The organism is Lentzea sp. NPDC054927 (assembly GCF_053610285.1).
Map to the genome: position 1 here is coordinate 81,316 of NZ_JBSGXZ010000024.1, position 26,424 is coordinate 107,739.

The 26,424-nt window shown below is 67.8% G+C and carries 27 protein-coding genes and 1 riboswitch; of the genes, 10 read left to right on the forward strand and 17 right to left on the reverse strand.

Annotated features, from left to right (window positions below; translation table 11 throughout):
- Positions 1-157: 157 nt before the first annotated feature.
- Positions 158-1,957, reverse strand: coding sequence for a Xaa-Pro dipeptidyl-peptidase (locus tag ACWGE0_RS27610; RefSeq protein WP_452263799.1), 1,800 nt, complete (start codon positions 1,955-1,957; stop codon positions 158-160).
- Between the two features lie 108 nt (positions 1,958-2,065).
- On the opposite strand from ACWGE0_RS27610, the gene add reads away from it, so the two are divergent.
- On the forward strand, positions 2,066-3,067 hold the full coding sequence (add, locus tag ACWGE0_RS27615; protein ID WP_452263800.1) for an adenosine deaminase: 1,002 nt from the start codon (positions 2,066-2,068) through the stop codon (positions 3,065-3,067).
- A gap of 11 nt (positions 3,068-3,078) precedes the next feature.
- Positions 3,079-3,378 (forward strand): divalent-cation tolerance protein CutA, encoded by a 300-nt coding sequence (gene cutA / locus ACWGE0_RS27620; protein WP_452263801.1) that lies wholly within the window; start codon positions 3,079-3,081, stop codon positions 3,376-3,378.
- Here cutA and ACWGE0_RS27625 read toward each other — a convergent pair.
- The gene (locus tag ACWGE0_RS27625) at positions 3,361-5,298 is read right to left on the reverse strand and encodes a helicase (protein ID WP_452263802.1); all 1,938 of its coding nucleotides are present in this window, start codon (positions 5,296-5,298) and stop codon (positions 3,361-3,363) included. The genes cutA and ACWGE0_RS27625 overlap by 18 nt on opposite strands.
- Positions 5,299-5,685: 387 nt before the next feature.
- On the opposite strand from ACWGE0_RS27625, the gene ACWGE0_RS27630 reads away from it, so the two are divergent.
- From ACWGE0_RS27630 to lspA, 3 genes are all read left to right on the forward strand, one after another.
- Complete coding sequence (locus ACWGE0_RS27630; protein WP_452263803.1) at positions 5,686-6,987, forward strand: 6-phospho-beta-glucosidase; 1,302 nt, start codon at positions 5,686-5,688, stop codon at positions 6,985-6,987.
- A 34-nt stretch (positions 6,988-7,021) separates the two neighbouring features.
- A complete protein-coding gene (locus tag ACWGE0_RS27635) occupies positions 7,022-7,507 on the forward strand; it encodes a YybH family protein (protein WP_452263804.1) in 486 nt (161 codons plus the stop codon).
- A 63-nt stretch (positions 7,508-7,570) separates the two neighbouring features.
- Positions 7,571-8,056, forward strand: a complete 486-nt coding sequence (gene lspA, locus ACWGE0_RS27640; protein WP_319964628.1) for a signal peptidase II — start codon at positions 7,571-7,573, stop codon at positions 8,054-8,056.
- On the opposite strand, the gene ACWGE0_RS27645 is transcribed toward lspA, so the two are convergent.
- The 3 genes from ACWGE0_RS27645 to ACWGE0_RS27655 are packed head-to-tail and all read right to left on the reverse strand — an operon-like array spanning position 8,028 to position 10,394.
- Complete coding sequence (locus ACWGE0_RS27645) at positions 8,028-8,681, reverse strand: endonuclease V (RefSeq protein ID WP_452263805.1); 654 nt, start codon at positions 8,679-8,681, stop codon at positions 8,028-8,030. The genes lspA and ACWGE0_RS27645 overlap by 29 nt on opposite strands.
- The gene (locus tag ACWGE0_RS27650; protein WP_452263806.1) at positions 8,659-9,624 is read right to left on the reverse strand and encodes a DUF3500 domain-containing protein; all 966 of its coding nucleotides are present in this window, start codon (positions 9,622-9,624) and stop codon (positions 8,659-8,661) included. Before ACWGE0_RS27650 ends, ACWGE0_RS27645 begins: the two co-directional genes overlap by 23 nt.
- A complete protein-coding gene (locus ACWGE0_RS27655) occupies positions 9,624-10,394 on the reverse strand; it encodes a Tat pathway signal sequence domain protein (RefSeq protein WP_452263807.1) in 771 nt (256 codons plus the stop codon). Before ACWGE0_RS27655 ends, ACWGE0_RS27650 begins: the two co-directional genes overlap by 1 nt.
- Positions 10,395-10,562: 168 nt before the next feature.
- Here ACWGE0_RS27655 and ACWGE0_RS27660 point away from each other — a divergent pair, with 168 nt between their 5' ends.
- On the forward strand, positions 10,563-10,910 hold the full coding sequence (locus ACWGE0_RS27660; RefSeq protein WP_452263808.1) for an ArsR/SmtB family transcription factor: 348 nt from the start codon (positions 10,563-10,565) through the stop codon (positions 10,908-10,910).
- The gene (locus ACWGE0_RS27665; RefSeq protein WP_452263809.1) at positions 10,903-11,439 is read left to right on the forward strand and encodes an SRPBCC domain-containing protein; all 537 of its coding nucleotides are present in this window, start codon (positions 10,903-10,905) and stop codon (positions 11,437-11,439) included. Before ACWGE0_RS27660 ends, ACWGE0_RS27665 begins: the two co-directional genes overlap by 8 nt.
- Positions 11,440-11,512: 73 nt before the next feature.
- On the opposite strand, the gene ACWGE0_RS27670 is transcribed toward ACWGE0_RS27665, so the two are convergent.
- The 3 genes from ACWGE0_RS27670 to ACWGE0_RS27680 form a co-directional block, all read right to left on the reverse strand.
- Entirely contained in the window at positions 11,513-11,941 is a 429-nt protein-coding gene (locus tag ACWGE0_RS27670; protein ID WP_452263810.1) for a CBS domain-containing protein, read from the reverse strand.
- A gap of 152 nt (positions 11,942-12,093) precedes the next feature.
- Entirely contained in the window at positions 12,094-12,255 is a 162-nt protein-coding gene (locus tag ACWGE0_RS27675) for a hypothetical protein (protein WP_452263811.1), read from the reverse strand.
- 188 nt (positions 12,256-12,443) lie between these two features.
- Positions 12,444-13,634: a DUF6923 family protein gene (locus ACWGE0_RS27680; protein WP_452263812.1), complete on the reverse strand. Its 1,191-nt coding sequence runs from the start codon at positions 13,632-13,634 to the stop codon at positions 12,444-12,446.
- Positions 13,635-13,721: 87 nt separating this feature from the next.
- Between ACWGE0_RS27680 and ACWGE0_RS27685 the strand changes: the two genes are divergently transcribed.
- Entirely contained in the window at positions 13,722-14,480 is a 759-nt protein-coding gene (locus tag ACWGE0_RS27685; RefSeq protein ID WP_452263813.1) for a bestrophin-like domain, read from the forward strand.
- Here the strand turns inward: ACWGE0_RS27685 and ACWGE0_RS27690 are convergent.
- From ACWGE0_RS27690 to ACWGE0_RS27710, 5 genes are all read right to left on the reverse strand, one after another.
- Positions 14,477-15,145: an EcsC family protein gene (locus tag ACWGE0_RS27690; protein ID WP_452263814.1), complete on the reverse strand. Its 669-nt coding sequence runs from the start codon at positions 15,143-15,145 to the stop codon at positions 14,477-14,479. The two genes, ACWGE0_RS27685 and ACWGE0_RS27690, sit on opposite strands and share 4 nt — an antisense overlap.
- A gap of 10 nt (positions 15,146-15,155) precedes the next feature.
- Complete coding sequence (locus tag ACWGE0_RS27695) at positions 15,156-15,989, reverse strand: bifunctional 5,10-methylenetetrahydrofolate dehydrogenase/5,10-methenyltetrahydrofolate cyclohydrolase (protein ID WP_452263815.1); 834 nt, start codon at positions 15,987-15,989, stop codon at positions 15,156-15,158.
- Positions 15,990-16,005: 16 nt separating this feature from the next.
- Positions 16,006-16,093, reverse strand: a riboswitch (ZMP/ZTP riboswitch).
- On the reverse strand, positions 16,080-18,581 hold the full coding sequence (locus ACWGE0_RS27700) for a PEP/pyruvate-binding domain-containing protein (protein ID WP_452263816.1): 2,502 nt from the start codon (positions 18,579-18,581) through the stop codon (positions 16,080-16,082). It overlaps the preceding riboswitch by 14 nt.
- A 71-nt stretch (positions 18,582-18,652) precedes the next feature.
- The gene (locus tag ACWGE0_RS27705; RefSeq protein WP_452263817.1) at positions 18,653-19,537 is read right to left on the reverse strand and encodes an ADP-ribosylglycohydrolase family protein; all 885 of its coding nucleotides are present in this window, start codon (positions 19,535-19,537) and stop codon (positions 18,653-18,655) included.
- A gap of 33 nt (positions 19,538-19,570) precedes the next feature.
- Positions 19,571-20,248, reverse strand: coding sequence for an SDR family oxidoreductase (locus ACWGE0_RS27710; protein WP_452263818.1), 678 nt, complete (start codon positions 20,246-20,248; stop codon positions 19,571-19,573).
- A 70-nt stretch (positions 20,249-20,318) separates the two neighbouring features.
- Between ACWGE0_RS27710 and ACWGE0_RS27715 the strand changes: the two genes are divergently transcribed.
- Positions 20,319-21,119, forward strand: coding sequence for a LysR family transcriptional regulator (locus ACWGE0_RS27715; RefSeq protein ID WP_452263819.1), 801 nt, complete (start codon positions 20,319-20,321; stop codon positions 21,117-21,119).
- Here ACWGE0_RS27715 and ACWGE0_RS27720 read toward each other — a convergent pair.
- Positions 21,094-21,645 (reverse strand): hypothetical protein, encoded by a 552-nt coding sequence (locus ACWGE0_RS27720; protein ID WP_319964612.1) that lies wholly within the window; start codon positions 21,643-21,645, stop codon positions 21,094-21,096. The genes ACWGE0_RS27715 and ACWGE0_RS27720 overlap by 26 nt on opposite strands.
- A gap of 98 nt (positions 21,646-21,743) precedes the next feature.
- Between ACWGE0_RS27720 and ACWGE0_RS27725 the strand changes: the two genes are divergently transcribed.
- On the forward strand, positions 21,744-22,265 hold the full coding sequence (locus tag ACWGE0_RS27725) for an HNH endonuclease (protein ID WP_452263820.1): 522 nt from the start codon (positions 21,744-21,746) through the stop codon (positions 22,263-22,265).
- On the opposite strand, the gene ACWGE0_RS27730 is transcribed toward ACWGE0_RS27725, so the two are convergent.
- The 3 genes from ACWGE0_RS27730 to nrdR all read right to left on the reverse strand — a co-directional run bounded on the left by ACWGE0_RS27730 (position 22,252) and on the right by nrdR (position 26,330).
- Positions 22,252-22,860, reverse strand: a complete 609-nt coding sequence (locus ACWGE0_RS27730; protein ID WP_452263821.1) for a hypothetical protein — start codon at positions 22,858-22,860, stop codon at positions 22,252-22,254. The genes ACWGE0_RS27725 and ACWGE0_RS27730 overlap by 14 nt on opposite strands.
- A gap of 107 nt (positions 22,861-22,967) precedes the next feature.
- A complete protein-coding gene (locus ACWGE0_RS27735) occupies positions 22,968-25,790 on the reverse strand; it encodes a vitamin B12-dependent ribonucleotide reductase (protein WP_452263822.1) in 2,823 nt (940 codons plus the stop codon).
- A 69-nt stretch (positions 25,791-25,859) separates the two neighbouring features.
- Positions 25,860-26,330, reverse strand: coding sequence for a transcriptional regulator NrdR (gene nrdR / locus ACWGE0_RS27740; RefSeq protein WP_086666468.1), 471 nt, complete (start codon positions 26,328-26,330; stop codon positions 25,860-25,862).
- Between the last annotated feature and the right edge of the window lie 94 nt (positions 26,331-26,424).

The window sequence follows — 26,424 nt, forward strand, 5'->3', positions numbered from 1 at the left end:
CAGCCAACAGAGGGAAGTTCGTCGGCAACCGGACCAACTCCGCCCCCAGCCCAAGGCCCCCCCCCCCCCCCCGGTGAACCATTTGGGGGGGGGGCGGCGGACCCCCCCCCCCCCCGGCCGCCCCCCCCCCCCCCACACGACGGTCAGAACACGACGGTCAGAACGTCTGGAACACAGCGCGCCAGCCGCCGACGACCGGCAGTTCGATCGACGTCCGGGCGAGGTCCAGCGACAGTCCGGCACCCGGCTTCGGGCGCAGCGTGTAGTCGTAGTCGCTGGAGATCACCACGAACTCGAGCCGGTGCCCCGCCTGCAGGATGTAGTCGTCCGGCACGATCGGCACGGCGACGTCGTAGAACTTGCCCGGCTTGATCGGCGTCGTCCTGTCCGGCCGCTCCCTGTTCTGCGGGTCGGTCGAGCCACGCGTGATGACGTGCGACTTGCCGTCCGGAGCGCGGTCGACGAGCAGCGTCGTCACGTTGGCCGCGGGACGGTCGAACGCGATCCGCAGTTGTGCGGTCGACTTGCCGGACAGCCGCAACGGCTTCTTCGTGGGCTCCGAGGTGTAGGACAGCCGGTTCGGCGACGTCGCCTGGTCGATCAGCGATTCGGCCGTCTTCGTCGCGTCATCGGTCAGCTTCTCGACGCCCCGGCCCGGCCACACGCCGAGGCCGCCTTTCGCGGATCCGCCCGCGGACGGCCGCAGCCGCACGTCGGACGTGCCGGGAGCCGGCCAGTCCTTCTCGTCGGCCCACGTCTTGTCCTCACGCTGGATCGTCGCCTTCGGCTCCTTGTCGACGCCGTTGCGATGACCCCAGAGGTACTGGGTGAACCAGCGGTTCAACGTGCGCCGCCACTCCACCGAGCGCAGCGTGTCGGCGTCCGTGTGCCCGGACTGGTGCAGCCAGATCTTGTGCGGCACACCGACCTTCTTCAACGCCGAGTACCACTGCTCGACGTGCGTCATCTTGACGTTCCAGTCGTTGAGCCCGTGGACCGCCAGCACGGCCGCACGGACCTTGCGGACGTCGTTCAGGTAGTTCCGCTTGTCCCAGAACCTGGTGTAGTCACCGGTGACGCGGTCCTGGTCCTTCGCGATCTCGGCGATGATCGGCTTGCAGATCTCCCGATCGGCGCGGGTGTAGACGTACTCGGCGAGCACGTCGGCGTCCTCGCCCTGGAACGTGCCGGGCGCGACGACGGCGCCGTCAGCGCGGTAGTAGTCGTACCAGCTGGAGATCGCGGCGATCGGCACGATGGCTTCCAGACCGCGCACACCCGTGGAGGCGACGGCGTTGGGCAGCGTTCCGTTGTAGGAGACGCCCATCATGCCGGTCTTGCCGGTCGACCAGGTCGCCTTGATGGCTTCACCCGTTGCGGTGCGGGCTGACGCACGACCGTTGAGCCAGTCGACGACGACGCGCGCGCCGATCGTTTCGTTGACGTCGCCCGTCGTCGGGCAGCCCGTCGACTTGCCGGTGCCAAGCGATTCGGCGTAGACGACTGCATATCCGCGCGCGATGAAGTAGGCCTCATAGCGCCCCGAGGTGATCGGGTTCGGGCCGAGGGCGGCGGTGACGCGTTCGTCGGAGGAGGACTTCAGCAAACGGCCGTTGCGCTTGTCCGGCACGTAAAGTTCGACGTCGACGTTGTGGTTGGGGACGTCGTTGCCGCCCGAGAAGTACGGGCTGACCATGTAGACGACCGGCACTTTGAGGCCGCGTTCGGTGGCGCGCGGCCGGACGACCTCGGTGTAGACCTCGTCGTCCTTGCCGTCGCGGTCGCTGTCGACCGGCGCCCGGACCCAGAGGCTTTCCTTCACCACGTCCTTCGGGTCGAAGACGGGTTGCGCCTCGCCGTCCTTGAAGACCGGCCCCTCAGCGGCTTGGGCGGTCGTCGGGAGGAAAGGCAGGACAAGCACCGCTGTCAGCAGTGCGACTCTTCGTGCGCCCCTCACGAGGCACCCCCAATGCAAGGCCAGGTACAAGGGATTCGCCCTGCACCCTTCCCCTTGACTGCAAGACATGTCACCCGTCGAACGGCCCTTGACCTGAGAGCATTGGCCATGCACATTTCCGACTTCGTCCACGCGCTGCCGAAGGCCGAGCTGCACGTCCACCTCGTCGGCGCGGCTTCCGTCGACACCGTCCTCGCGCTCGCCCGCAACCACCCCGACGGGTCCGTGCCGACAGACGAAGCCGCACTGCGGAAGTTCTACGAGTTCACGGACTTCGGCCACTTCATCGACGTGTACGGCGTCGTCAACGACCTCGTCACCACCGGCGAGGACGTCCGCACTCTCATCGTCGGATACGCGCGCGACGCCGCGCGGACCAACATCCGATATGCGGAGCTGACGATCAGCGCGTCGAGTCACCTGCGGGCGGGCATCGCGCACGACGAGCTCGTCGAAGCCTTGGCGGCAGCACGTGAAGAAGCGCTCGCCGTGCATGGCGTGGCGCTGCAGTGGATCTTCGACGTGCCTGGGGTCTGGGATCGTGACTGGGGCATGACGAGTGCGCGGTTCGCGACCGAGCACCGGCCGGAGGGACTGGTCGGGTTCGGGCTGGGCGCGTTCGAGTCCGACGCGCCGAGGGCGAACTTCCGGGAGGCGTTCGCGATGGCGCGCGACGCCGGGCTGCGGATGGTGCCGCACGCCGGCGAGACGGCGCCGGCCAGCGAGATCTGGGCCGCGGTGCGCGATCTGCGGGCCGAACGGATCGGGCACGGCGTCAGCGCGATCGACGATCCCGAGTTGGTGCGCCATCTCGCTGACGAGGGCATCGTCGTCGAGATGTGCCCGACGTCGAACATCCGCACCGGCGCGGTGAAGTCCTTTGACGAGCACCCCTTGCCGCGGCTCCTGGAGGCCGGGGTGACGGTGACGGTCAACACCGACGACCCCGGCATGTTCCACACCGATCTCGACCGCGAGTACCTGTTGTGCCACGAGCAGTTCGGGTTCGGCCGCGAAGAGCTCGCCGACCTGGCGCGGTCCGCGGTGCGCGCGTCGTTCGCGCCGGCCGAGCTCAAGGACCAGTTGCTGAAGGAGATCGACGCGCTGTGAGTGGTGTGTGCGTGGTGACGACGACCGTCGACTCCGCCGAGGCCGCGGAGTCGTTGGCGAAGGGCATCGTCGAGGCGCGGCTCGGCGCGTGCGTGCAGATCGTGCCGATTCGCAGCGTCTACCGGTGGGACGGCGAGGTGCGCGTCGACGCGGAGTGGCAGTGCGTCGTGAAGACGTCCGCCAACCGCGCCGACGAACTCGTCGCGCACATCAAGGCCAATCACAGCTATGACGTGCCAGAGGTCGTCGTCACCCCCGTGGCCGGGGGCAACGACGACTACCTCGCGTGGGTATCAGAGGAGACCTCGTAGGTGACGTGGCAACGGCTCGGTATGCAGTACACCGAGCCGTTGCGTCGCCCTCGTCAGCGCCACGTACAGCTCGCTGGGCGACATGCGTTGCGGTTCGACGACGAGGACGACGTCGAACTCCAGCCCCTTCGACGCACGCGGCGGCATCCAGCCGTCACCGATGACAGCGATCGTGCGTCCGTTGCGTGCGTCAGCGTGCGCGTCGAGTTCGTCGCGGACCGCCGCCGATACATCGGTCACGCGCCGCGCCCACGGGCGTACGCCGGTCCTGCGCACGGATACCGGCACCGACGCGTCGGGGTCGACGAGTTTCAGGACTGGTGTGGCGACGGCCATGATCTCGCCGGGCGTGCGGTAGTTGACCTCGAGCCGGCGGTAGGTGAACCGGTCGAAGATCGAGCCCCAGCTGCGGACACCACCCGCGGCCTGGCGCTGGGCCAGGTCGCCGACGACGGTCATGGATCTGTTGGGGCACCGGCGCAGGAGCACCCGCCAGTCCATTGCGGACAGTTCTTGCGCCTCGTCGACGACCACGTGGCCGTACGTCCACGTGCGGTCGGCGGCGGCGCGTTCGGCGAGAGTGCGGTGGTCGCGCACCTCGTGCCGGGCGGCCAGCACCTCGGCGTTGACGAAGTCGGTGACGATGTACTCGTCGCTGTCGGCGCGCCTGTCGATCGACAGGACGTCCATGACGCCGCGGGCGTATTCGAGCTGTTCCTCCTCCTCACGCCTGGCGGCGCGTTCCGCCGAGCCGTCCGAGCCGAGCAGTTCGGCGAGCTCGTCGAGCAACGGCACGTCGGACACCGTCCACACGTCGGCGTCCTCCCGGTACAGCTCCGGCGCACCGATCCGGAAGCACCGCCCCCGGTACAGGTCGGCGAGCAACTGCTCCGGCGTGAGCAGCGGCCACAACCGGTCCACCGCCGCGCGCAACGCGGAGCTTTGCCGGAGTTCGTGGCGAACCTCGTCCTCGATCTCCGGCCAGTCGACGCCGATCAGCCGCAACGCCGGTGCGACGAGCTCCTCGGCAAGCGCGAGGAAGAAGTACTTGCGAGCGGCGTTGTGCGGCAGGCCGTAGTAACGCGTCTTCTCACGCGCGACGGCGGCGATGTGGGCGTCGAGCGGGACGACGACGTCCTCCAACTCGATCTCGACTGGTTCGTCGGGAAGTTCCTGCCGGTCGGCGACGGCGACGGCAAGCAGGTCCAGAACTGAGATATCGCCTTTCAGGCGTTGCAGCGTCGGGGCGTCCTCGACGTCGGTGGAGACTCCGGGATAGAGCTCACCAGGTGTCGCGAAGACGACGTCGGTCTCCCCCAGCGACGGCAGGACCTCTCCGACGTAGTGGAGGAAGCCCGTGTTCGGGCCGACGATCAGCACACCGTGCCGCGACAGACGTTCACGACGCGTATACAGCAGGTATGCCACGCGGTGCAGGGCCACAGCGGTCTTGCCGGTGCCGGGCCCGCCTTCGATCACCAGCACGCCAGGACCCCAGTAGCGGATGATCTCGTCCTGCTCGGCCTGGATGGTCGAGACGATGTCGCGCATCGTCGCGGTCCGCGGCGCGTTGAGAGCGTCGAGCAGTGCGGTCGTGTCGGTCAGCAGTTCGTCGTCGTGGAAGTCGCGCAGCTCTCGATCGCGAACGCGGAAGTGCCTGCGCAGCACGACGCCTTCCGGGTTCGCGGCGGTCGCCGTGTAGAACGGCCGCGCCGCGGGTGCCCGCCAGTCCAGCAGCAGTGGCTCGAAGTCGTCGTCGAACAGTCCGACGCGTCCGATGTAGGTCCGTTCGCCCTTCTCCGAGTCGATGCGGCCGAAGACCAGCCCCTCCTCCGCCGCCCGGTACTTCCCGACCTCCCTGGTCAGCCCCTGGACGGCGGTTTCGCGGTCCAGCCTCTGGGTGGTGGTGTCCCGCAGCACGGCCGCAAGGTCAGCGGCCGCTTTGTTCCGATTCTGATCGAGCCTTTCATACAGAGAGGTGATCCGTGCCTGTTCGCTCGCCAACACCTTGCCCCCTGTGATACAATCCTTCATATCTTCCCGGAAAATTCATTCCGAAAATGCAAAGCCATTCTTTGTATCACGGATCTGCCGTGCGCGGAACCCCTTGCGAGCGCCTGAGCTGCCACGATCTGCCCTGCAGCGTCGGTCGCGCCACCGCAGTCGGGCCCACCGGCACTGCCGGAAGAATTCATCGCCGACCACCGGTGCCGCAGTGAGAAATTCGTCGTGCACCGCACCTGAAATGTACGATCCGGAGGGCTCGGCTCGTACTGCAGGAGAGGCCGAAATGGGTGTGGTCAAGGCATGAAGCTGGTCATCCTCGGCGGCGGCGGCTTTCGCGTGCCGCTGGTCTATCGCGCGCTGCTCACCGATCGATCGCCCGGACGCGTGACCGAGGTCGTGCTGCACGACCTCGACGCCACCCGGCTCGCCGCCGTCGGCGGGGTCCTGGCGGAACTCGCGACCGATGTGTCGGATGCCCCGAGCGTGACGACCTCGACGGACCTGGACGAAGCGCTGCGCGGAGCGGACTTCGTGTTCTCCGCCATCCGGGTCGGCGGGCTCGAGGGGCGCGCGGCCGACGAGAGCGTCGCCGCGGGGTGCGGTGTGCTCGGGCAGGAGACGGTCGGCGCCGGCGGTGTTGCATACGGGCTGCGTACCGTGCCCGTCGCGCTCGACATCGCACGTCGTATATCAGTGCACGCGCCGGATGCGTGGGTCATCAACTTCACCAACCCCGCCGGCATGGTCACCGAGGCGATGTCGGCGCATCTCGGCAACCGGGTCATCGGCATCTGCGACTCCCCCGTCGGGCTCGGCAGACGCGTCGCACGTGCTGCCGGCATCAGCCTCGACGACGCTTGGCTCGACTACGCCGGCCTCAACCACCTCGGCTGGTTGCGGGGTGTCCACGTGCACGGGCGCGATGTGCTGCCGGATCTGCTCGCCGACACCGCGCGGCTGGAGTCGTTCGAAGAGGGAAAGCTCTTCGGCGCCGAGTGGCTGCGAGCACTGGGCGCCATCCCGAACGAGTACCTGCACTACTACTACTTCACGCGTGAGGCGGTGGAGTCCGGTGCGTCGCGCGGGGCGTTCCTGCTGGAGCAGCAGAAACGGTTCTACGCCACGCCGTCGTTGGAAAGCTGGGAACGGACGCGACTCGAACGCGAACAGACCTACATGGCCGAGACACGCGACGACGAACGCGACACGAACGACCTCGACGGCGGCGGCTACGAGCAGGTCGCGCTCGATCTGATGCACGCCATCGCCAGCGACGAACGAACCACCTTGATCCTCAACGTGCCGAACAGAACGACGTTGTCCTGCCTCGACGCCGACGCCGTCATCGAGGTGCCGAGTCTCGTGGACGCCAACGGCGCGCGGCCCGTCGCGGTGAGCCAGGTGCCGGACGAGGGCGTCGGACTCGTCACGGCGCTCAAGGTCGTCGAGCGCGCCACCATCCGGGCGGCGATCAGTGGCGAGCGCGAGCACGCCGTGAAGGCGCTGGCGCTGCATCCGCTCGTCGACTCCGTCACCGTCGCACGCAAGATCGTCGACACCCATCCGTTCCTGACGTTGGGGCCGCAACGGAATATCGGATGAAGTCCGGGCGGTATCCGCGCTAGCTTCTGAAAGGGTGGACACCAACCTGTTGCGGCAGCTCAACAACGACATCTGGCACCCGTTCCGGCTGGCTTACTCGAAGCTGGACGCGGCTGCGTTCCTCGATCTGCACTCGCCGGAGCTGATCCGCGCGGGCGGGCCGGCGAAGCAGGTGTTCGGGTTCGCCGACTACTCCGACCAGATCGGGAAGTGGTTCGCCGAGCTCGCCGACCGCGGCAGCTCCGTGACCATCTCGTTCCGGTTCGTCGAGCGCATCGCCTCGAACGACCTCGCGAGCGAGCGTGGCATCTTCCAGATCGTGTCGACGCGCGCGGACGGCGACGGGCGCACGTTCTATGGGCGCTTCCACACATATGCGCGACGCACCGACGGACGGTGGCGCATCTGCGTGGACTACGACACCGACGAACGGTCGGCAACGCTGGAGGAAGAGTTCCTCGCGGGGATCGACATCGACGACGTCGAAGCGTTCGGCGCCGAGGACGTGACCAGCGCCTGACTCTGGGCCCGACTCCGGGCCCTGATGCCAAGCGGTGGCGTTCTTAACTACGCTCGTCCGCAAATGGACACCACCACCTCTCGCCGCGTGCCGCTCGTGATGGGCATCGCCGTGCTCGTGCTGCTGCTGGACCAAGCCACGAAGTTCTGGGCCGAGAGCGCGCTGACCGGACGCGCGCCCATCCCAGTGCTCGGGGAATTCCTGCAGCTCAGGCTCCTCTACAACCCCGGTGCGGCGTTCTCGATCGGCGCGGGGTCGACGTGGATCTTCACCATCGTCGCGGCCGTCGCCGTCGTGATGCTCGCGCGGTACGGCATGCAGCCGCAGACCAGGCTGCGGGCAGCCGCGCTGGCGTTGATGCTGGGCGGCGCGACGACGCACCTGCTCGACCGGTTGTTCCGGCCGCCGGGTTTCGCGCGCGGGCACGTCGTCGACTTCATCGACTACAACGGCTGGTTCGTCGGCAACGTCGCGGACATCGCGCTCGTCTGCGGCGCGATCCTGCTCGTGCTGCTGAGTTTCACGCCGACGAAGCAGCCTGCCGCGTGAGCGTGTCGGCGCGGCGGGTCGTCTCGGGCAGCCGGTAGCGCGGGGCGAGTCGCAGCACTTCGGCGCACGCCCGGTCCAGGTCGATCTTGTGACCGACCGACACGAAGACCGGCTTCACGCCGTCCTGCGTCCGCAACGCCCTGCCGACGACCTCGTCCTCCATCACGAGGTCGCTCGTCGACCCGCGGGCGTGGCCGGGCTGCGCGAACGCGCCCATCGCGTTCTTCGCGACGCCGATGCTCGGGATGCCCGTGTGCACGCCGAGATGGCACGCCAGCCCGAACCGGCGCGGGTGCGCGAGGCCCTGACCGTCCGCGACCAACAGGTCCGGCGCGACGGTCACCTGATCGAGCGCGCGCAGCAGCACCGGCATCTCCCGGAACGCGAAGAGCCCCGCGATATATGGGAAGTCCGTCGTGTCCTCGACGACGACCTCATCGAGGACGACCAGCGTCTTTGCATCCAACACCACGCACACGCCCGCAACCGTGTCATTGCTGCGGTAGCCGACGTCCAAGCCCGCGACGGTGTCTATTCGCAGGTCAGGGGCACTCGTGGTGATCACCTGGGTGCGCAGGCGCTCTTGCAGTGCGACAGCGTCTTCAACTGTTTTGGGCCACTCCACGGGCGACAGTGTGCCGTGACGAGTCGTAGTGGGCGGCGAGGAGGTCGTCGCCGAAGTCACCCGAATGACGCCGCCACACGGTGTGGACGTGGTTGGCCTCGTTGGCCGTGTTGTCGTACTCGATGAGCAGTTCCGGGCCCTGGACGCGGTAGTAGTGGCCTTCGCCGCGGCGCAGCGAGCCCTCCCACGAGAAGTGCAGGCGTTCCTGGTCGATCCGCGCGAACTCCTCGTCGGCGAGTTCGAACGCGAGCCGGTCGAGGTAGAAGCGGACGATGTCGACGAGCAGCTCACCCGCGGGCTTGCCGAGCTGTGCCGGCGTCACGCCGACCGGTTCGGACGGACTGACGCGCGGGGAGTTGCCGCTGCGGATGTCGTGCGGGGCGGTGTCGGACACGACGGCGAGGCGGCGGGCGGTCGGGCCCATCCGGTCGAGGAGCTCGCGGGCGAGTTCCTCTTCGAGTCGGAGCGGCTGGCCGACGACGTGGCCGCGGTAGGTGACGCGGGCCGGGTTCGCGCCGAGGAAGAACGGGGTCGCCGAGACGCGGCCGTCGACGACCACCACGTTGACCGACAGGTGGTGGCCTTCGACGCGCCAGCCCCACGGTTCGTCGTCGCCGGGCGTGCCGAAGAGCACTGTCCAGAAGTCGCCGCTGTGCCGATCGCGGTGCCCGCCCTCGCGGTGGTCGAGCACGTCTTCCAGCGCCATCACCGCCGCGGCCTGCGCGTAGGCGTGTGGACTGAGGACGGTCGCCAGCATTCCGTGTACAGCCTTGCGCTGGTCACGCCGGAGCTCGCCGAGCACGAGGCCGGCCCGTGCACCGGGTGTATACGCCCAGCGGTGCCTCAGGTCGTCGTCGGTGACCGCGCGAATCGCGTGTTCGCGCTGGCCACCTGCGAGCAAACTAATATATTGGTGCGTGGCGTCGGTGACGTCGTGCAGCATCATTCGAACTTATAGGCCTTGAGGTTGCGCAGCAGCAGGTAGCAGTTCTGTAGTGCACCCGATGTGTCGCCGAGTGAGCGGTAGATGCCCCACTTCGGGCGCAACCGGTCGTCGAGCCACGTGTCGACGTTGTTCTTCGTCGCGTCGAGCACGGTGCGGCCGCCCTCGCGGACGACCCAGCGGACGCGCCCGGTGCCGTTGCCGGCCTTGATCTCCACCTCGGTGTCGATCCACTTGTTGTGCAGCGGCTCGAGGTTCACCTCGCCGACGAGCACGTTGCCCTCGGTGATCTTGAACTCGATCTTCTGCACACCACCGGTGCGGCGCAGCGACATGACCGTCACGGGCGCGGAGCCGAGGCCGGGCATCTTGGTCTGCATGATGTGGGTGAACGAGGTCGTCGACTTCAACGAGCTCGGGATGAACATGGAGTAGGTCCACTTCCACGTCTCACCGTTGTCGATATCGAGGTTCTGGCCACCCGCCTTCATGCCGCGGACCTCGTTGCGCTGCCGGTCGGTCGACGTGTCCCGGTCGCGGGTGTGCATGTCGAACCGGTAGTCGTTGCCCGACACGTAGATGTGTTTCGTGCCCGGATGCGAGCCGGCGCGGTCGTCCTCGATGCCCTCGAAGGCGCCGAGACCGTCCTTGTTCGCCTGCGGACTCCACTTGAGCTTCCAGGCAGCCGCCTGCGCGAGCCCGGAACCGGCCATGAGCAGCGGAACTGCCGCCGCCCCACCGATCAACGCCGAACGCCGAGAGATCTCCACGCCCGTTCCTCCCCAACATCCATGGCGGCGGATTTAGGGAAAAGGTCTGCACCACTTCGGGTGCGGGCGTGATCACATCACCGACTGACTCCCGAGTCAATCTTCAGGGGCACTCTTCCGTCCGCTGCGCTCGACACGAGCCAGGTTAGGTGTTAGAAATCTTACGTAATGAAGTTGCCACATGATGATGACGCCGTCTGGCGCGCCCTGGCGAACCCGCTGCGGCGCGCGATCCTCGACGTCCTGCGCACCGGCCCGCGCACCACAGGTGAGCTGGTGGAAGCGCTGGAGGTGAGCCGGCACGTCGTCATGCAGCACCTCGGTGTGCTCCGCGAGGCCGATCTGGTGCTCGTGGAGCCGCGGGGCCGGAAGCGGGTCAACCACCTGAATCCAGTGCCCATCCAGCAGATCCATCAGCGGTGGGTCGCGCACTACGAGGAGAACTGGGCAGCGGCGCTGGTCGGCCTGAAGCACGCGGTCGAGAGCGTCGAACAGGAGGATGAGGACGTTGGCTGAACCAGGCACCGAGCTGTTGCACAGCATCGTGATCGCCGCGCCCATCGAGAAGGTGTGGGCGGAGATCACCAAACTCGACGGCAAGCAGCGCGCCATGATGGACGCCGTCCTCGACTCGGAGCTGACGCCGGGCGCGCCGCTGTACTACCGGTCGACCGACGGCAAGCGGGTCTTCGTCGTCGGACGCGTCGTCGAGGTCGACCCGCCGCGGCTGCTCTCCCACACGCAACGGCTCACCATGCGCGACGACCCGTGGACCGTCGTCTCGTGGGAGCTGGAAGAGGTCGACGGCGGCACGCGCGTCACGCTGCGCAACTCCGGTTGGCCCGCGGACGTCAAGCGGCTCGACAAGGTCGACGCGACCTGGAAGGGCATCCTCGCCGCGCTCAAGCAGGTCGTCGAGTCCGGCGACGTCGGCACCGGCATGAAGCTCCAGTACGCGATGATGCGCGCCTTCATGTGGGCGATGCCGTCGGGCACCAAGACCGAGAACGTCCCCGAGCCGCCCGGCATCGACCGGGCCGGCTGAACGTGAATCCTGCTTTGGCAATGAGACTTTTGACGACGAAGTCAAAAGTCTCATTGCCAAGCATCAGGTCGGATCAGCCCTGGGCGATGTAGGCCTGCAGCTGGTCCTGCGACTGCTCCAGCTGCCCGATCCGACTCTTCACGACGTCACCGATGCTGACGATCCCCACCAGTTGCCCGTCGGACAGAACGGGTACGTGGCGGAAGCGCCGTTCGGTCATCACGACCGTCAGGCTGTCCACCGTGTCCGACGGCGAGCAGGTGTGCACCTCGGTGGTCATGATCGCCGATACGGGAGAAGACAGCAGCTCAGCGCCTGATTCGTGCAGACGGCGCACGACGTCGCGCTCGGACACGATTCCCGCCACGCCGGACGGGCCGACGACGACGATGGCGCCGACGTTGTGTTCAGCCAATGCTCTGAGCAGTTCGGACACAGGTACGTCCGGCTCGATGGTCGCGACCAACGATCCCTTGGTCCGCAAAACGTCAGCGATCCTCACCTGGCGCCTCCGATCCTGTCGGTCCGGTAGCAACTCAGGCTAGATCGGATCCGGACAGAACGGGAGATCGAACCCGCATCGTGCCCACAAAGGGAGCAGGGGGACGTTCGGGTGAACGTGCCCCTGCGGTGTCGCGCCCGGTTCGGCGTCGGCTACGCGGATCCACCGCGGCGACGGGCCATGAACTGGCGCGGCGGGACTACCGGCACGCGCTGCTGTGGCAGCTGGACGTGCGGGTTCTGGTCGATCTTGCCCCGCTTCTGCGCGCGGCGCGCAGCGCGGTTGGACGGCTCTGGCGGGGTGGTCGCAGGCATGCGAAAGCCTCCTCGTGACGAGGGCGTGCAAGGACACGGCGGAAGACGGCCGTGAGAGAAGGACCCGCGAAAGGGTCACCGAGGCGACTTCAAGAGTCGCGCAGGCAGCGTCGAGAGCGCCGCGGGGCTTCATCAGATGAAGAACATGTCCGCAACGCTAGCGACGCCGCCGTGTCACGCCAACCGATTTATCCGCGGGCCCTCGCGGCGGCGGCGCCGGCGCCCAGCATCACCAGGATGATCGTCACCATCGCCCACTTGCGGGACTTCGTCAGCGGCGTGGTCTCGGCGGTGAGCGGAAGATCCTTGCGCGGCTCGGTTCGCTGCCGCGCGGCACGCACCGGAACTGGTTGCGGCGGAACGGAAGGCGGCGTGGTCGCGACGACCGGAGTCGGCGGGACGACCGGCGCGGGAACGGGCGCAGGGGCCTGGGCGGGCGGCGGTACCGGAGCGGGAGGCGGCGGGGGCGGCACCTCCGGCCGGGGCGCGGGCGGTTCGGCACGGGGTGGCATCGGGTTCGGCAGGCACCCCGCCGCGTCGATCATGCCCATCTCCGGGCCCGCCGACAGCTCCACCGCGCTGCCGGACACCCGGTAGGTGCGGCTGCGGCCCTGGTAGCCGTTGTTGGTGGCGTAGACGGTGCCCGCCGAGTCGATCACGACGGCGCCATAGGTGGATTTCCCTGGCAGCTCAGCGACTTCCGTCCTGCCGAGCCCACGTCCGGACACCGGATCGAACGTCACGACCTCGCCAGGACCCCGGCCCGCCGCCGACACCCCGGTCAGCTTCCCGTTCGCCGGGTTCGCGGTGAAGTCGTCGAGCGTCAGCGCGGGCCAGTCCAGCACGACGGTTCGCACGATCTCGAGGTACGACGGGCTCTCCGGGTCGATGTCGATCGCGTGCAGCCGGGCGTTGTCGCGCACGTAGAACGTGGTGCCGACGACCGCGCCCGCGGACACGTCGTCGGTGCGGAACCAGTGCGCGCCAACGGGTCCGAGGTCGTCGACCACGCCCTTGGTGTCGATCAGCACGACGTGCGAGGGGTTCTTCCACCAGTGCCGCCCCTTCGACGTAAGACCAACCAGACGGCCCAACGTCGCCGAGTACCCCAGCGCATTCACCGCGTAGTCGAGCCGAGCTATCTCCGTCACCCCACCGGATGACGTGTCCACCTTGGCCAACGTCGAGAGTGCGCCACGATGGGATGAACGAACTTGATAAGCGTCACAGTTCGGCGGTGCGGCCTGAGCAACAGCGCTGGTGAACGGCGCGGAAAGCACCAGAAGAGACGAGACGCCGCTCAACGCGAGCAAATTCCGCCGCCACCGGAATGGAGCAGTCCAATACGACAACCGGGTATCACTGCTGTTGCCGCGCATTCGCACCTGACCATTGCTCGTTAACCAGACCGTGCTGTACCGGCCACAGTAGACCGTGGTCTAATCCCACACCAGAAAGGAGCCGAATTGAGCATTTACCTCACCGGCACGCTCTGGGTTATCGGAGCCGCCGTCATCTCCGCCGTCCTCGTCGTGGTCACCCGTCGGTTCGGCTCGGAGGAAGTGGGCGAGAAGAACCTCGGCCCGGGCGGATCGGTGTTCAGCATCGTCGCCGGCCTGCACGCCGTGCTGATCGCGTTCATCCTGATCTCGCTGTTCGACGCGGCCAACGGCGCGGAGGAGCAGGTGCAGAAGGAGGCCAACGCGCTCGTCGCCGTCGACTGGTCGTCCGACTCGCTGCCGGAGCCCGCGAAGACCAGGGTGGAGCAGCTGATCCGGGACTACGTCTCGACCGTCGTCGACGACGAGTGGCCGCGCATGCGCGAGGGCCAGGACGTCGGCAACCAGGGCTGGAACACGTTGAACCAGCTCAGGGACACGATCGCGACGGCGGCGCCGGACGGCGGCTGGCAGGAGGACCGCAAGACCGAGGCCGCGAACCAGTTGTGGGAGGTCTACCAGGCCAGGCAGGAGCGGCTGGACGCGGTGGGCAACGGCGTCAACCCGGTCGTGTGGCTCGCGCTGCTGATCGGCACCGGGCTCTCGCTGCTGTTCCCGTTCCTGTTCGGCGGGCCGAACCTGATCTCACAGCTGCTCATCACCATCACGCTGAGTTCGACGCTGGTTCTGCTGTTGTTCGCGATCTACCAGTTGCAGAACCCGTTCAGCGGTGGCGTGCACATCCAGCCGGACGCGTTCAGCTCCGCACTGGACCGGCTGAGCTAGCGCGAATCGGCCGTTCCGTCCGCTTCTTCGATCTCGACCGAGAGCACCTCGCCGTCGATAACCTTCGGCAACGGGTTCGTGTGAGCGAAGTAGCGATTTGCGAATGCGCCGACCGCTCTGGTAGAAGCGGCGTCGACGCCACCGCCGATGACGCCGCCCAGCACCGGAACGCCCTTCGCCGCGATCGTGCCGAGCTTCTTTGTACCGTATTTTGTAATAAGTGCCGAGGCGGCCTTCTTGGTGAACTGCTTGATGCCGACCTTTTTGAACAGTTCGGTTCCGGCGTTGCCGAGCAGGCACAGCAGGATGGCCGTCTGCACCTCTTCGCTGTCCACGTCGTGACCGCGCATCGACGCGATCGACGCGATGAGGTGCGTCTGGATCACGTAGGTGGCCGCGACGTTGGACGGCAACGAGATGGGCAGCGTGATCAGGCCGCCGAGGTTCGTGATGAACCCCTGCGCACCGGCCAGCGCCACGTGAGTGCGGACGAGGTGCTTGATCGCGGCCTCTTCGTCGCCCTTCTTGACGAGCGCGTCGGACGCGGCCTCGCGTGCGCTCTTGAACGGGCCGAACCCGTCCACGCCGGCACGCAGCAGGTAGTCGGCGAGGCCCTGCTGGACCTTGTTCAGCTCACCCTTGGACTCACCCTTGGACTCAGCCACAAACCCGAGATTACGCGTTCAGCTCACGGGAGGCGGCGTCAACGGTCTGTTCCAGCAGAACCGCGATCGTCGTGGGGCCCACTCCCCCTGGTACGGGCGTGATCAGACCGGCGTGCGCGGCGGCGTCGAAGTCGACGTCACCGACGTTGCCCTCGTTGTAGCCGGCATCGATCACGACGGCGCCGGGCTTGATCCAGTCTCCTTGGACGAACCGCGGCTTGCCCACCGCGGCGACCACGATGTCCGCCGTGCGCACGATTTCCGGCAGGCCGATCGTCTTCGAGTGGCAGATCGTCACGGTGGCGTCCCTGGCCAGCAGCAACATCGCGGCGGGCTTGCCGAGGATCGGGCTGCGGCCGATCACGACCGCGTGCTTGCCCGCGATGTCCACGTCGTAGGCGTCCAGCAGGCGCATGATCCCGCCGGGCGTGCAGGACACGAACCCGTTGTGCCCGAAGGACATACCGGCGAACGAGTGCATCGTCACGCCGTCGACGTCCTTGTGCGGCGCGATCGCCTCGAACGCCGCGCGCTCGTCGATGTGGTGAGGAACAGGGTGCTGCAACAGGATGCCGTGCACGTCCGCGTCGTCCGACAGCTCGCGGATCTTCGCGACGAGCTCCTCGGTCGTCGTCTCCTCCGGCAGGGCCACGCGGCGGGACTCGAGTCCCGCTTGGTGGCACCGGTTCTGCTTCATCCGCACGTACGTGACCGAGGCCGGGTCGTCGCCGACGATCACCGTGGCCAGACAGGGTTTGCGGCCGGTGCGCGACGTGTGGCCGGCGGCCTTCTCGGACGCTCGCTGGACGATGTCGCGCGCGAGTTGGGTTCCGGACATCAACATGGGCAGCCTCCACCGATGGATTCGCCCAGGCGCGCGGCAGCGGTCAGCTGAGGGTCGCTCCCCGGTGGTGCTCCACCTCGACTGCGCCAGTCACGACCCGTCGTCCAGTGTAGTGACCGCGCCCGTGCTGCCGTCCACGGTGATCCGCTCGCCGGTCTTGATCCGCGTCACGGCCTCGCGCACCCCCACCACCGCCGGAATCCCGTACTCACGGGCCACCACCGCGCCGTGCGAGTTCGCGCCGCCCATCTCCATCACGAGCCCGCCCGCCGTCAGGAACAACGGCGTCCAGCCCGGATCCGTCGAGGGCGCCACGAGGATCTCGCCGGGTTCCAGGTGCGCGCCGACCGGGTCCATCACGACGCGCGCGATGCCGGTGATCGTGCCCGCCGACGCCGGGGTGCCCACGAGATCGCCTTCCACGGCGCCACCGTGGTGCACGGCTTCCGGTTCCGTGCCGTCCGACAGCAGCACGCGCGGGATGTGCCTGCGCCGCAACTCGCGGTCGTAGACCTCACGGCGCTGCGCCACGACCTCGCGCAGATCTCCTTCCGTGGAACGCATTTCCTCGAAGTTGAGGAAGTACACGTCGTCGAGTTGCGCGAGGCGGCCCTGCGACACCAGGTCGGCTCCGTGGTCCGCGATGCGCTTGCGGAGTGCGCCGAACAGCGTGATGATCAGGTACTTCGGGTACTCCCGCAGGCCGGCGAGCAATCTGGTGCGGCGCAACGCGAAGCGCACGAACCAGCCACGGCCCCACGCGCGCTTCGCCAGCGTTTCGATCATCGCTTCGGCTTCCGCGGCGCCGCGGGCGAAGACCTCGGTCGGCGCGGCGTTCTCGTCTTCCAGGCGCAGGAAGTTCCGCACCACGCCGATGACGTACGTCGGATCGTCGGACCACCGGGGCAGACCGAGGTCGATCTCGGCGACGGCGCGGTGACCCCACTTCGCGAGGAAGACATCCACCGCGGCGGGGCGTTCACCGTTCTGGAACTGCCGCAGCGCCACGGGGTCGCGCCGGATCTGCTGCGCGAGGTCCCACATCGCCATGTCCATCTCGGTGGTGATGTTGTTGGGCAGGCCGCGCAGCACGGTCTGCAGCTCACCGGGCTCGACCTTGACCACCTTGCCGACCAGGCCCAGCATCGCGAAACCGATCAACGCGGTCGGCGCGAGTCGCGGCAGCACCGGTATGACGCACTGCCGCAGCGCCTGTTCGATCGGGAGTGCCGCGGACTTCTCGAGGATCTCGCGCTCCATCAGCAACGCGGTGCGCACGGCCTTCTCCGGGTTCGTCAGCGCTTTCCAGGCGACCACCGGCACGCGGAACCGGCGGCCCAGCCGCAGGACGCGTTTGAGGGCGGGCGTCGGCGAGTGGCTCCTGATCGCGAAGCGCGGGTCGTCGAACAGGCTGCGCAGCACCTCGGAAGATCGCGCCTCCATCACGCCGAGCAACCGGGTGATGAACTCCCGGCCGACGCGGCTCTGCAGGGCCTTGGTGGCGTCGAAGAAGATCCGTTCGCCGTTCTCCACGTAGGACTTGCTCTTCGGGTCGCCGATCACGATCTCGAGCGCGGACTTGGCGATCTCGCGGAACGCCGCGCGTCCCATCGGCGTGATCGGTCGTTCGAGGCCCTGCGCGAGGCTGAAGCAGAAGTAGACGTGAGCGCCGCCGTCGGGGTTGTCCGGCAACGGGAACAGCGTCGTGATCGGCCGCGCCTGGGTGAGGTGCAGCTCGCCGTCGGCGTCGATCGCCCACTCGATGTCCTGCGGCGAACCGTAGTGCCGCTGCACCTTGCGGCCGAGCACGGCGAGCGCGTGGATCTGCCCGTCGGTCAGGCAGGGTTCGCCGTTCTCGCCGACCTCGACGTGCTCGGTACCGCCGCCGGGCAGCGAGCGGATGACGAACTTCTTGTCCCCCAGCCGTTTCTCGACGATCTCGGATCCGTCGACGACGAAGTGGTCGGGGTTGACCGCGCCCGACACCACCGCCTCGCCCAGGCCGGGGCTCGCGTCGATGACGATCTGGTCGCGCGTGCCGGTGACCGGGTTCGCCGTGAACATCACGCCGGAGACCTCGGACTGCACCATCCGTTGCACCACGACAGCCAGGTAGGTCGTGGTGTGGTCGATGCCGTTCGTTTCGCGGTAGCTGACGGCGCGGTCGGTCCACAGCGATGCCCAGCAGCGGCGCACCGCGTCGACCACCGCGTCCTCGCCGACGACGTTGAGGAACGTGTCCTGCTGGCCGGCGAAGCTCGCGAACGGCAGGTCCTCCGCCGTCGCGCTGGACCGCACCGCGACCGGAAGCCCAGGAGTGCGACCGTCACCGAGTTTGCGGTACTCGGCGACGATCGCGTCCCGGATCTCCCGCGGCACAGGGGTTTCCACCAACGTCCTGCGGGCGTTCTCCGGAGTCGTGCTCGCCAGTTCGTCCGCCACGGCGACGGCGCGGTAGGCCTCCGTGGTGACGCAGAAGCCCTGCGGCACCGGCAGGCCGGCCCGCGTGAGCTCACCGAGGTTCGCGGCCTTCCCGCCCACGATGGCGAGCATCGAACCGTCGACAGCGCTGAAGTCGAGGACGAGCGACATGGTTCCTCCAGGTTTCACCTGAAGAGGAGGTTACGAGCGTTCGGCCAAAAACTCAACACGTGATGAATAAATCACTCTCGACTCACCCAGTCGGGGAGCCCCTCCCGCTCCGCACGCCACTCCGGTGGTGCCTTCGCGATGATGCCGCCGACGATCGCGGCGGTCGTGTCGACGTCACCGCCCGCCTTGACGCACGTCGTGATGGCCGCGCGGTAGTCGCCGAGGTGGTGGGCGGCGACCCAGAGCGTGAACGGCACGGTGTCCTGCGCCGTCACGCGTGAACCGTTGCCGAGGACGTAGGCCGCCTCCTCGGCGTTGTCGATCTTGCGCGCCTTCTCGATCCCCCTGCGCACGAACGAGTCCTCGAGGTGCTCGACGACGTTGCCGAGCAGGTCCCGCGGTGGCGACCCGGACAGCCTGGCCATCGTCGCGATGGCCGCCGCGTGCGCCACGGCCACGCCGCCCGCGATGCCTTCCGGATGCTGGTGCGTGACCTCGCTGGCTTTGATCGCCTGCTCCGTCACCACCTTCGGGTCGTCGGCGAAGTACGCACCGAGTGGTGCGATCCGCATGGCGGCGCCGTTGCCGCACGAACCCTGACCGCCGAACGCACTGCTCGCCGCCTCTTTCCACGGCGTGCCCTGACGGATCTTGCGCAGGATGACGAACGCTCCCGCGCCGTACCCGCGATAGGGCTCGCAGCGGTCGGCGAAGATCGCCGCGAGCCGGTTCTGGTCGATGTCGCCGTGATCACGGAGCTCGGTGACGAGATTGCAGGCCATTTCGGTGTCGTCGGTCCACTCCCAGGGCCCTCGTGGCGGCGTGCCGGCCACGAGGTCGGGCAACGAGCGGCCGACCATGAAGAACTGTGCGCCCAGAGCGTCGCCGACGGAGAGCCCGTCGAGCGAGTCGTATGCGAGGTCCAGGCGCGCACGAGCATGCAGAACTATGCGCATCACCTGTCATTTTACCTTGCCCCGCAACGGATTTCAGGCGAGCACGGTACCTCCGTCGACCGTGAGGATCGTGCCGGTCGTCCACGGCTGCGTCATCAGGTACAGGTACGCGTGCGCGATCTCCTCGACCTCACCGACCCGCTGCAGCGGCAGCGTCCTGGCCACGTCCGCGTAGAGCTGGCCGGCGTCCGGGCCCCACAACGGGCTGCGCACCACGCCGGGGCTGACCGCGTTGACCCGCAGCGGCGCGAGTTCCACGGCCAGTGCCCTGGTCAACGCCTCGACGGCGCCGCAGATGCTCGCCGCGACCGCCCAACCGGGTCCCGGCCGGTCTTTCGCGATGCCGGTGGTGAGGGTGATCGAAGTGGTGACGTTGGCTGCTTTCACCGCGTCGAGCACGCTGAAGTACCTGAGGCCGAAGAAGGTCCTCGCGCGGTCGCGGTCGAGGGCGCCGATCTCCATCAGTTCGAGCGGCTCCCCCGCCGTGTACACGAGGTGGTCGATCTCGCCGATCGCCGCGAAGACGTCGACCACCGCGGTGGGATCGGTGAGATCAGCCGCGTGCGTGGCGATTCCCTGCTGGGGCTGCGGTTTGCGCGAGACGATCGTGACTTGCGCGCCCGCGTCCCGTGCGGCCTGGGCCGTCGCCAGGCCGATTCCCGAAGAGCCGCCGAGGATCGCGACACGCTGTCCGTCCAGTGTGGATTTCATGGTTCCAGCGTGCTCCCGCGACGGGCGCGTGGTCCAAGACTTGTCCGGTCGTCTGCCATACCCTGGAGGTATGGACCTGGACCTGCGGAAGCTGCGGTATTTCGTGGCGGTCGCGGAGCAGCTCAACTTCGGCCGCGCCGCCGAGACGCTGCACATCGCGCAGCCCGTGCTGTCGCGGCAGATCCGCGCGCTGGAAGCCGAGCTGAAGGTGCAGCTGTTCGACCGTTCCTCGAAGGGCACCGCGCTGACTCCTGCCGGTGCGCAACTGCTGGCCGACGCCCGCCCGTTGCTCGCGCAGGCCTCGGCGTTGCTGCGGCGCGTGGGCGTGGCGGACACGTTCACGGTCGGCTTCATGCCGGGTCTGATCATCACGCCCGCGGTCCGCCTGCTGGCTTCGCGGCACCCCGGGCTGCGGGTCGACGTCCTGCGCACGACGTGGGAGGACCAGGTCGAGGTGATCCACGACGGGCGCGTGGACGTGAGCTACGTGCGGTTGCCGGTTCCTGACGCCGGCCTGCGGTTGACGCCGTTGTTCAGCGAGCCGCGGGTGGCCGTGGTACCGGTGACGCATCGGCTGGCGGGCAAGGAAAGCGTGCTGGAGACGGACCTGTCCGGCGAGCGGCGCGTGCAGCACACCGACCCGCCGGGGTTCCGGTCCGTCGAGGAGAAGCTGGAGCACGTCGCATTGCACGGCGGCGTCGCGATCCTGCCGTTGTCGACGGCGGTGTTCTACTCGCGCGACGACCTCGTGCACGTGCCGATCGAGGACATCGCGCCGAACGAGGTGGCGCTGGCGTGGGCCGAGCACCGGCGCACACCGTTGATCGCCGAGTTCATCGAGATCGTCACCGCGATTGCCCGGCAGGCGTGAAGACGAAGCTGTCGCGGAACCCGCCCTCGCCACGCCTCGTCGCCATCAGCCGCAGCTCCGGCATGAAGTGGAAGAACACGAGCGAGCCGGACCGGTCCGGGTAGGCCAGCGTCTTCGAGTACTTCGGGTTGGTGCCGCCCAGCCACAACGGCGGTTCGCCGTACTCCGCGATCACGTCGTCGAGCACGCAGTCCCGTTCGCCGAGCACCCCGGGAATCCGGCTGTCCGCGTCCAGCGACAACCAGCCCTGCCGGTGCGCGAGATCCGCGTACACCGACGCCATGACGTCCTCGCTGCGGTGGCCGAGCACCTCGTGCACCGCGCCGCTCACCATCGCCGCGTTGGCCGCGCCGCGCGCCACCAGTGCGTCGAGCTCGGTCTGCCATCGGTCCGTGCGGTCGTCGGCGAACGCCAGCGCGTCTAGCAGGTTGAGGATCACCGCCTCACCGCCGTACATGCCAGGTCGCCGAACAGCGGCGTTGAGCTGTCCGAGCAGGTAACGGCGTAAGTCGTCGAACGAACGCATTTCTCCCCCTTCGCCGCGTTGTTTTATCAGCTGCCCGTATGTGAAACGCAATCGCCCGCGACACCGACAGGAAGGTCAACTCAACTGGGGAGGGCACCATGAGCATCAGCAACCAGCAGATCGTCGCGTACTGGGTCGAGCACGAGGTCGACCTCGTCGTCGACTGGAGCACCGCACACGAAAGATGCTGGCGCTGTGGTTACAGGTCCTCACTGGAGCAACACCTTGTCGTGCCTGCGTCGATGGGTGGCAGTCGCACCACGGACAACCTCGTGCTGTTGTGCGGGCGATGCGTCACCGAGTCGCCGAGCCACCTGGATCCGCAGTATCTGTGGCGGTGGCTGCGCGCGACCGCCGTCTCGTCCTACGACACGTACTGGACGTTGCGCGGGTGGGAGGAGTTCGAGGTCATCTTCGGCCGCAAGCCGCTGGAGTGCTTCAAGGAGGCGCCCGTCAACCACCGGTCTCTCAACGCCGAGTGCCGGGCGCTGGCGGCGGCCGAGTTCGCGAAGACCGTCGTCCGCTTCGGAGAGGGCCGGCTCAACCCGTCGACGATCGCGTGCGTGATCGCGGAGATCGAGAAGAAGCTGGCGGACCGTCACGGCATCACACTGCCGTGACGCTGTCCCCGTGCTCACCGATCTCGACCAGGAGAGCCGGAACCCACAGGAAGACCTTCGGGTCGCCCAGCCCGGAGGCCGTGAGCCACGCCGCGGCCCGGCGAGCCTCCTGCTCGTCCTGGATCAGCCCCCATGCTCCCGGCCGGATGCCCGTCGCCTGCCGGACGTCGTTGACGAGCCCGCCGAGGCAGGTCCACGTGTGCCACAGTCCGGAGTCGTAGCCGACCAGTTCGAAGCCCCGCACTCGACCGGAGTGCGGGCCGGGAAAGGCTTCCTGGCGATCCAGACGCTCCGCCACTCCGCCCATGTCCGGGCGGAGGCCTCCTTCGGCCAGGTCCTGGAGCAACGCGGGAGCGTCGGTCGCGGCGATGCCGACCGCGAGCACCTGAAGCCCCGATCGGCCCGCACGAGTGCGTGCCTGCTCAGCCGAGACCGGATCGTCGAACCAGTCGTCCCAGCCGTCGCGCCTCGCCGGCACCAGATCCGCGACGCAGCCGCTCATCGAGATCAGGTCACCGCTCGGCAGCCCCTCGGCCTGCCAGTCCGTCCTGGTAGTTCTCGCGGCCACCAGGTAGCCGGCCAGGAGTTGATCCATCGGAGCCTCCTCGTAGCCGCCGTGATGAACAGCGGGCATGCCAGAGCCGGGGCGACCGCGGCCGCCCCGGCTCTGAACGTTCACTTCACCAGTTGAAGACCCTCGGGTCAGCTGCAGCCGGAGGTGCTGCCGCAGCCCTCGCACAGGTAGCACGAGCCGGCCGGGCGCATCTTCGTGCCGCAGGTCATGCACAGCGGCGCGTCAGCGGCCTTGCCCAGGTGCAGCTCCAGCAGCTCGGTCGAGCTGCCGACGTGCTTCGGGGTCTCGACCGAGGCCTCGACCTGCTTCGGAGCCGACTCCACCGAACCGCGCAGACCCTCGAGGTCCACATCGGACGAAGGCGCGCCGTACTCGCCCGCGACCTGTGCGGAACGCTCGTCGGCGGTGAAGATGCCGAGCTGCGCGCGCTTGTCGTAGGACAGGTAGTCCAGCGCCAGGCGGCGGAACAGGTAGTCCAGCACCGAGGTGGCGATGCGCACGTCCGGGTCGTCGGTCATGCCCGCCGGCTCGAAGCGCAGGTTCTGGAACTTCGAGACGTAGAACTCGAGCGGGATGCCGTACTGCAGACCCACCGAGATCGACATCGAGAACGCGTCCATCACGCCGGCCAGCGTCGAGCCCTGCTTGCCCAGCTTGACGAAGATCTCGCCGAGGCCGTTGTCCGGGTAGGAACCGGCGTGCAGGTAGCCCTCGGCGCCACCGACCGTGAACGACACGGTCTGCGACGGGCGCTTCTTCGGCAGGCGCTTGCGGACCGGGCGGTACTCGACGACCGTCTCGGTCTTGGCCTCGGCGCCCTTGTTCGCGCCCTTGCCCGCCGACAGCGGCTGGCCGACCTTGCAGTTGTCGCGGTAGATCGCGAGTGCCTTCAGGCCGAGCTTCCAGCCCTGGTAGTAGATCTCCTCGACGTCCTCGACCGTGGCGTTCTCCGGCATGTTGACCGTCTTGGAGATCGCGCCGGACAGGAACGGCTGCGTGGCCGCCATCATCCGCACGTGGCCCATGGGCGCGATGGAACGCTCGCCCATCGCGCAGTCGAAGACCTCGTAGTGCTCGCGGCGCAGGCCCGGCGCGTCGACGACGTGGCCGTGCTCGGCGATGAACTCGACGATCGCCTCGATCTGCTCGTCCTGGTAGCCCAGGGACTTCAGGGCGCGCGGCACCGTCTGGTTGACGATCTGCATCGAGCCGCCGCCGACGAGCTTCTTGAACTTGACCAGGGCCAGGTCCGGCTCGATACCGGTGGTGTCGCAGTCCATCATCAGGCCGATGGTGCCGGTGGGGGCCAGCACGGACGCCTGGGCGTTGCGCCAGCCGTTCTTCGCGCCGATCTCCAGCGACTGCTGCCACGCCTCGGTCGCGACCTTGTGCGTGGCGGCGTCGTTTCCGCCGTAGGTGCGGATCAGGTCGTTGGCGGCGGCGTGCTTGCGCATGACGCGCTGGTGGGCCGTGGCGTTGCGCTTGTAGCCGTCGTACGCGCCGACCATGCCCGCGAGCTCGGCGGAACGGCGGTACGAGACACCCGTCATCAGCGAGGTGATGGTCGCGGCGAGCGCGCGGCCGCCCTCGGAGTCGTACGCGTGGCCGGTCGCCATCAGCAGCGCGCCGAGGTTGGCGTAGCCGATGCCGAGCTGACGGAACTTGCGGGTGGTGTCCGCGATCGGCTCAGTCGGGAAGTCCGCGAAGCAGATCGAGATGTCCATCGCGGTGATGATCAGCTCGACGGCCTTGGCGAACGTGACGGCGTCGAAGCGGCCGTCGTCACCGAGGAACTTCATCAGGTTCAGCGACGCGAGGTTGCAGCTCGAGTTGTCGAGGTGCATGTACTCCGAGCACGGGTTGGACGCGGTGATGCGGCCCGACTCGGGGCAGGTGTGCCAGTCGTTGATCGTGTCGTCGTACTGGATGCCGGGGTCGGCACAGGCCCACGCCGCCTGGGCGAGCTTGCCGAACAGCGACTTGGCGTCGACGCGCTCGATGACCTCACCGGTCTGGCGCGCGCGCAGGCCGAAGTCGTTGCCGCTCTCGTAGGCGTGCATGAACTCGTCCGAGACGCGGATCGAGTTGTTGGCGTTCTGGTACTGCACCGACACGATGTCCGCGCCGCCGAGGTCCATGTCGAACCCGGCGTCGCGCAGCGCGCGGATCTTGTTCTCTTCCTTCGCCTTGGTCTCGATGAACTCCTCGACGTCCGGGTGGTCGACGTCGAGAACGACCATCTTGGCCGCGCGGCGGGTGGCGCCACCGGACTTGATGGTGCCTGCGGACGCGTCGGCGCCGCGCATGAACGACACCGGGCCGGACGCGGTGCCGCCGGAGGACAGCAGCTCCTTCGAGGAACGGATGCGCGAGAGGTTCAGGCCGGCACCGGAGCCGCCCTTGAAGATCAGGCCCTCCTCGCGGTACCAGTTCAGGATCGACTCCATCGTGTCGTCGACCGCGAGGATGAAGCACGCGCTGACCTGCTGCGGCGAGGTCGTGCCGACGTTGAACCACACCGGCGAGTTGAAGCTGAACACCTGGTGCAGAAGCATGTAGGTGAGCTCGTGCTCGAAGATCTCCGCGTCCTGCTCGGAAGCGAAGTAGCCGTGCTCCTTGCCCGCGCCCACGTACTTGTGCACCACGCGGTCGATCAGCTGGCGCAGCGACTGCTCGCGCTTCTCACTGCCGACGGCACCGCGGAAGTACTTGCTGGTCACGATGTTGGTGGCGTTCACCGACCAGGACTCGGGGAACTCGACACCGCGCTGCTCGAAGTTCACCGAGCCGTCGCGCCAGTTCGTCATGACGACGTCGCGGCGCTCCCAGGTGACCTCGTCATAGGGGTGGCTGCCCTCGGTGGTGTAGACGCGCTGGACCTTCAGCGCGGCAGGCTTCGCAGCCGCCCGTGCGGCTGTCTTCTTGGCTGAGCCGCCGACGGTCTCGGTCACGGTGGATCTCCCTAGTGCTGGTGCGTGGAAAAGAAAGATGGTGGCTTCGCGTGCTTTGAGGCGCGCGGATCACTGCTCGGCCGGTACGTCCTCGGCTCTCGCAGTGCGAAGATCAAGAATTTCCTTCTCGAAGTCCTCGACGGACGAGAAGGACCTGTAAACGCTCGCGAAGCGCAGATATGCGACCTCGTCGAGCTCACGCAGGGGGCCCAGAATGGCGAGGCCGACCTCGTGGCTGGCGATTTCCGCACATCCCGTCGACCGGATCGACTCTTCCACTCGCTGGGCGAGCTGCTGGAACGCGTCCTCGTCGACCGGGCGGCCCTGGCACGCCCTGCGCACGCCGACGACAACCTTGTCGCGGCTGAAAGGCTCCGTCACGCCGGAGCGCTTGACCACGGCGAGAACCGCTTCTTCGACCGTGGTGAACCTGCGGCTGCAGCTGTTGCAGGAGCGACGACGACGGATCACCTGACCCTCGTCGACCTCACGGGAGTCAACGACCCGTGAGTCCGAATGGCGGCAGAACGGACACCGCACGCCAACTCACCCCTTCCCAGCGCAGCACCCGCCGCAGCAGCCACACTGGTCGGGTTACCCACAACCTGTGGACTACTTACAACGGTGTAACCAC

What these genes read in the sequence shown, in the direction of transcription:
- add (WP_452263800.1), top strand. Translation starts at nt 2,066, where the DNA reads ATGCACATTTCCGACTTCGTCCACGCGCTGCCGAAGGCCGAGCTGCAC.
- ACWGE0_RS27630 (WP_452263803.1), top strand. Translation starts at nt 5,686, where the DNA reads ATGAAGCTGGTCATCCTCGGCGGCGGCGGCTTTCGCGTGCCGCTGGTC.
- lspA (WP_319964628.1), top strand. Translation starts at nt 7,571, where the DNA reads ATGGACACCACCACCTCTCGCCGCGTGCCGCTCGTGATGGGCATCGCC.
- ACWGE0_RS27650 (WP_452263806.1), bottom strand. Translation starts at nt 9,624, where the DNA reads ATGCTGCACGACGTCACCGACGCCACGCACCAATATATTAGTTTGCTC.
- ACWGE0_RS27660 (WP_452263808.1), top strand. Translation starts at nt 10,563, where the DNA reads ATGAAGTTGCCACATGATGATGACGCCGTCTGGCGCGCCCTGGCGAAC.
- ACWGE0_RS27675 (WP_452263811.1), bottom strand. Translation starts at nt 12,255, where the DNA reads ATGCCTGCGACCACCCCGCCAGAGCCGTCCAACCGCGCTGCGCGCCGC.
- ACWGE0_RS27680 (WP_452263812.1), bottom strand. Translation starts at nt 13,634, where the DNA reads ATGCGCGGCAACAGCAGTGATACCCGGTTGTCGTATTGGACTGCTCCA.
- ACWGE0_RS27695 (WP_452263815.1), bottom strand. Translation starts at nt 15,989, where the DNA reads ATGTTGATGTCCGGAACCCAACTCGCGCGCGACATCGTCCAGCGAGCG.
- ACWGE0_RS27700 (WP_452263816.1), bottom strand. Translation starts at nt 18,581, where the DNA reads ATGTCGCTCGTCCTCGACTTCAGCGCTGTCGACGGTTCGATGCTCGCC.
- ACWGE0_RS27705 (WP_452263817.1), bottom strand. Translation starts at nt 19,537, where the DNA reads ATGCGCATAGTTCTGCATGCTCGTGCGCGCCTGGACCTCGCATACGAC.
- ACWGE0_RS27710 (WP_452263818.1), bottom strand. Translation starts at nt 20,248, where the DNA reads ATGAAATCCACACTGGACGGACAGCGTGTCGCGATCCTCGGCGGCTCT.
- ACWGE0_RS27715 (WP_452263819.1), top strand. Translation starts at nt 20,319, where the DNA reads ATGGACCTGGACCTGCGGAAGCTGCGGTATTTCGTGGCGGTCGCGGAG.
- ACWGE0_RS27720 (WP_319964612.1), bottom strand. Translation starts at nt 21,645, where the DNA reads ATGCGTTCGTTCGACGACTTACGCCGTTACCTGCTCGGACAGCTCAAC.
- ACWGE0_RS27725 (WP_452263820.1), top strand. Translation starts at nt 21,744, where the DNA reads ATGAGCATCAGCAACCAGCAGATCGTCGCGTACTGGGTCGAGCACGAG.
- ACWGE0_RS27730 (WP_452263821.1), bottom strand. Translation starts at nt 22,860, where the DNA reads ATGGATCAACTCCTGGCCGGCTACCTGGTGGCCGCGAGAACTACCAGG.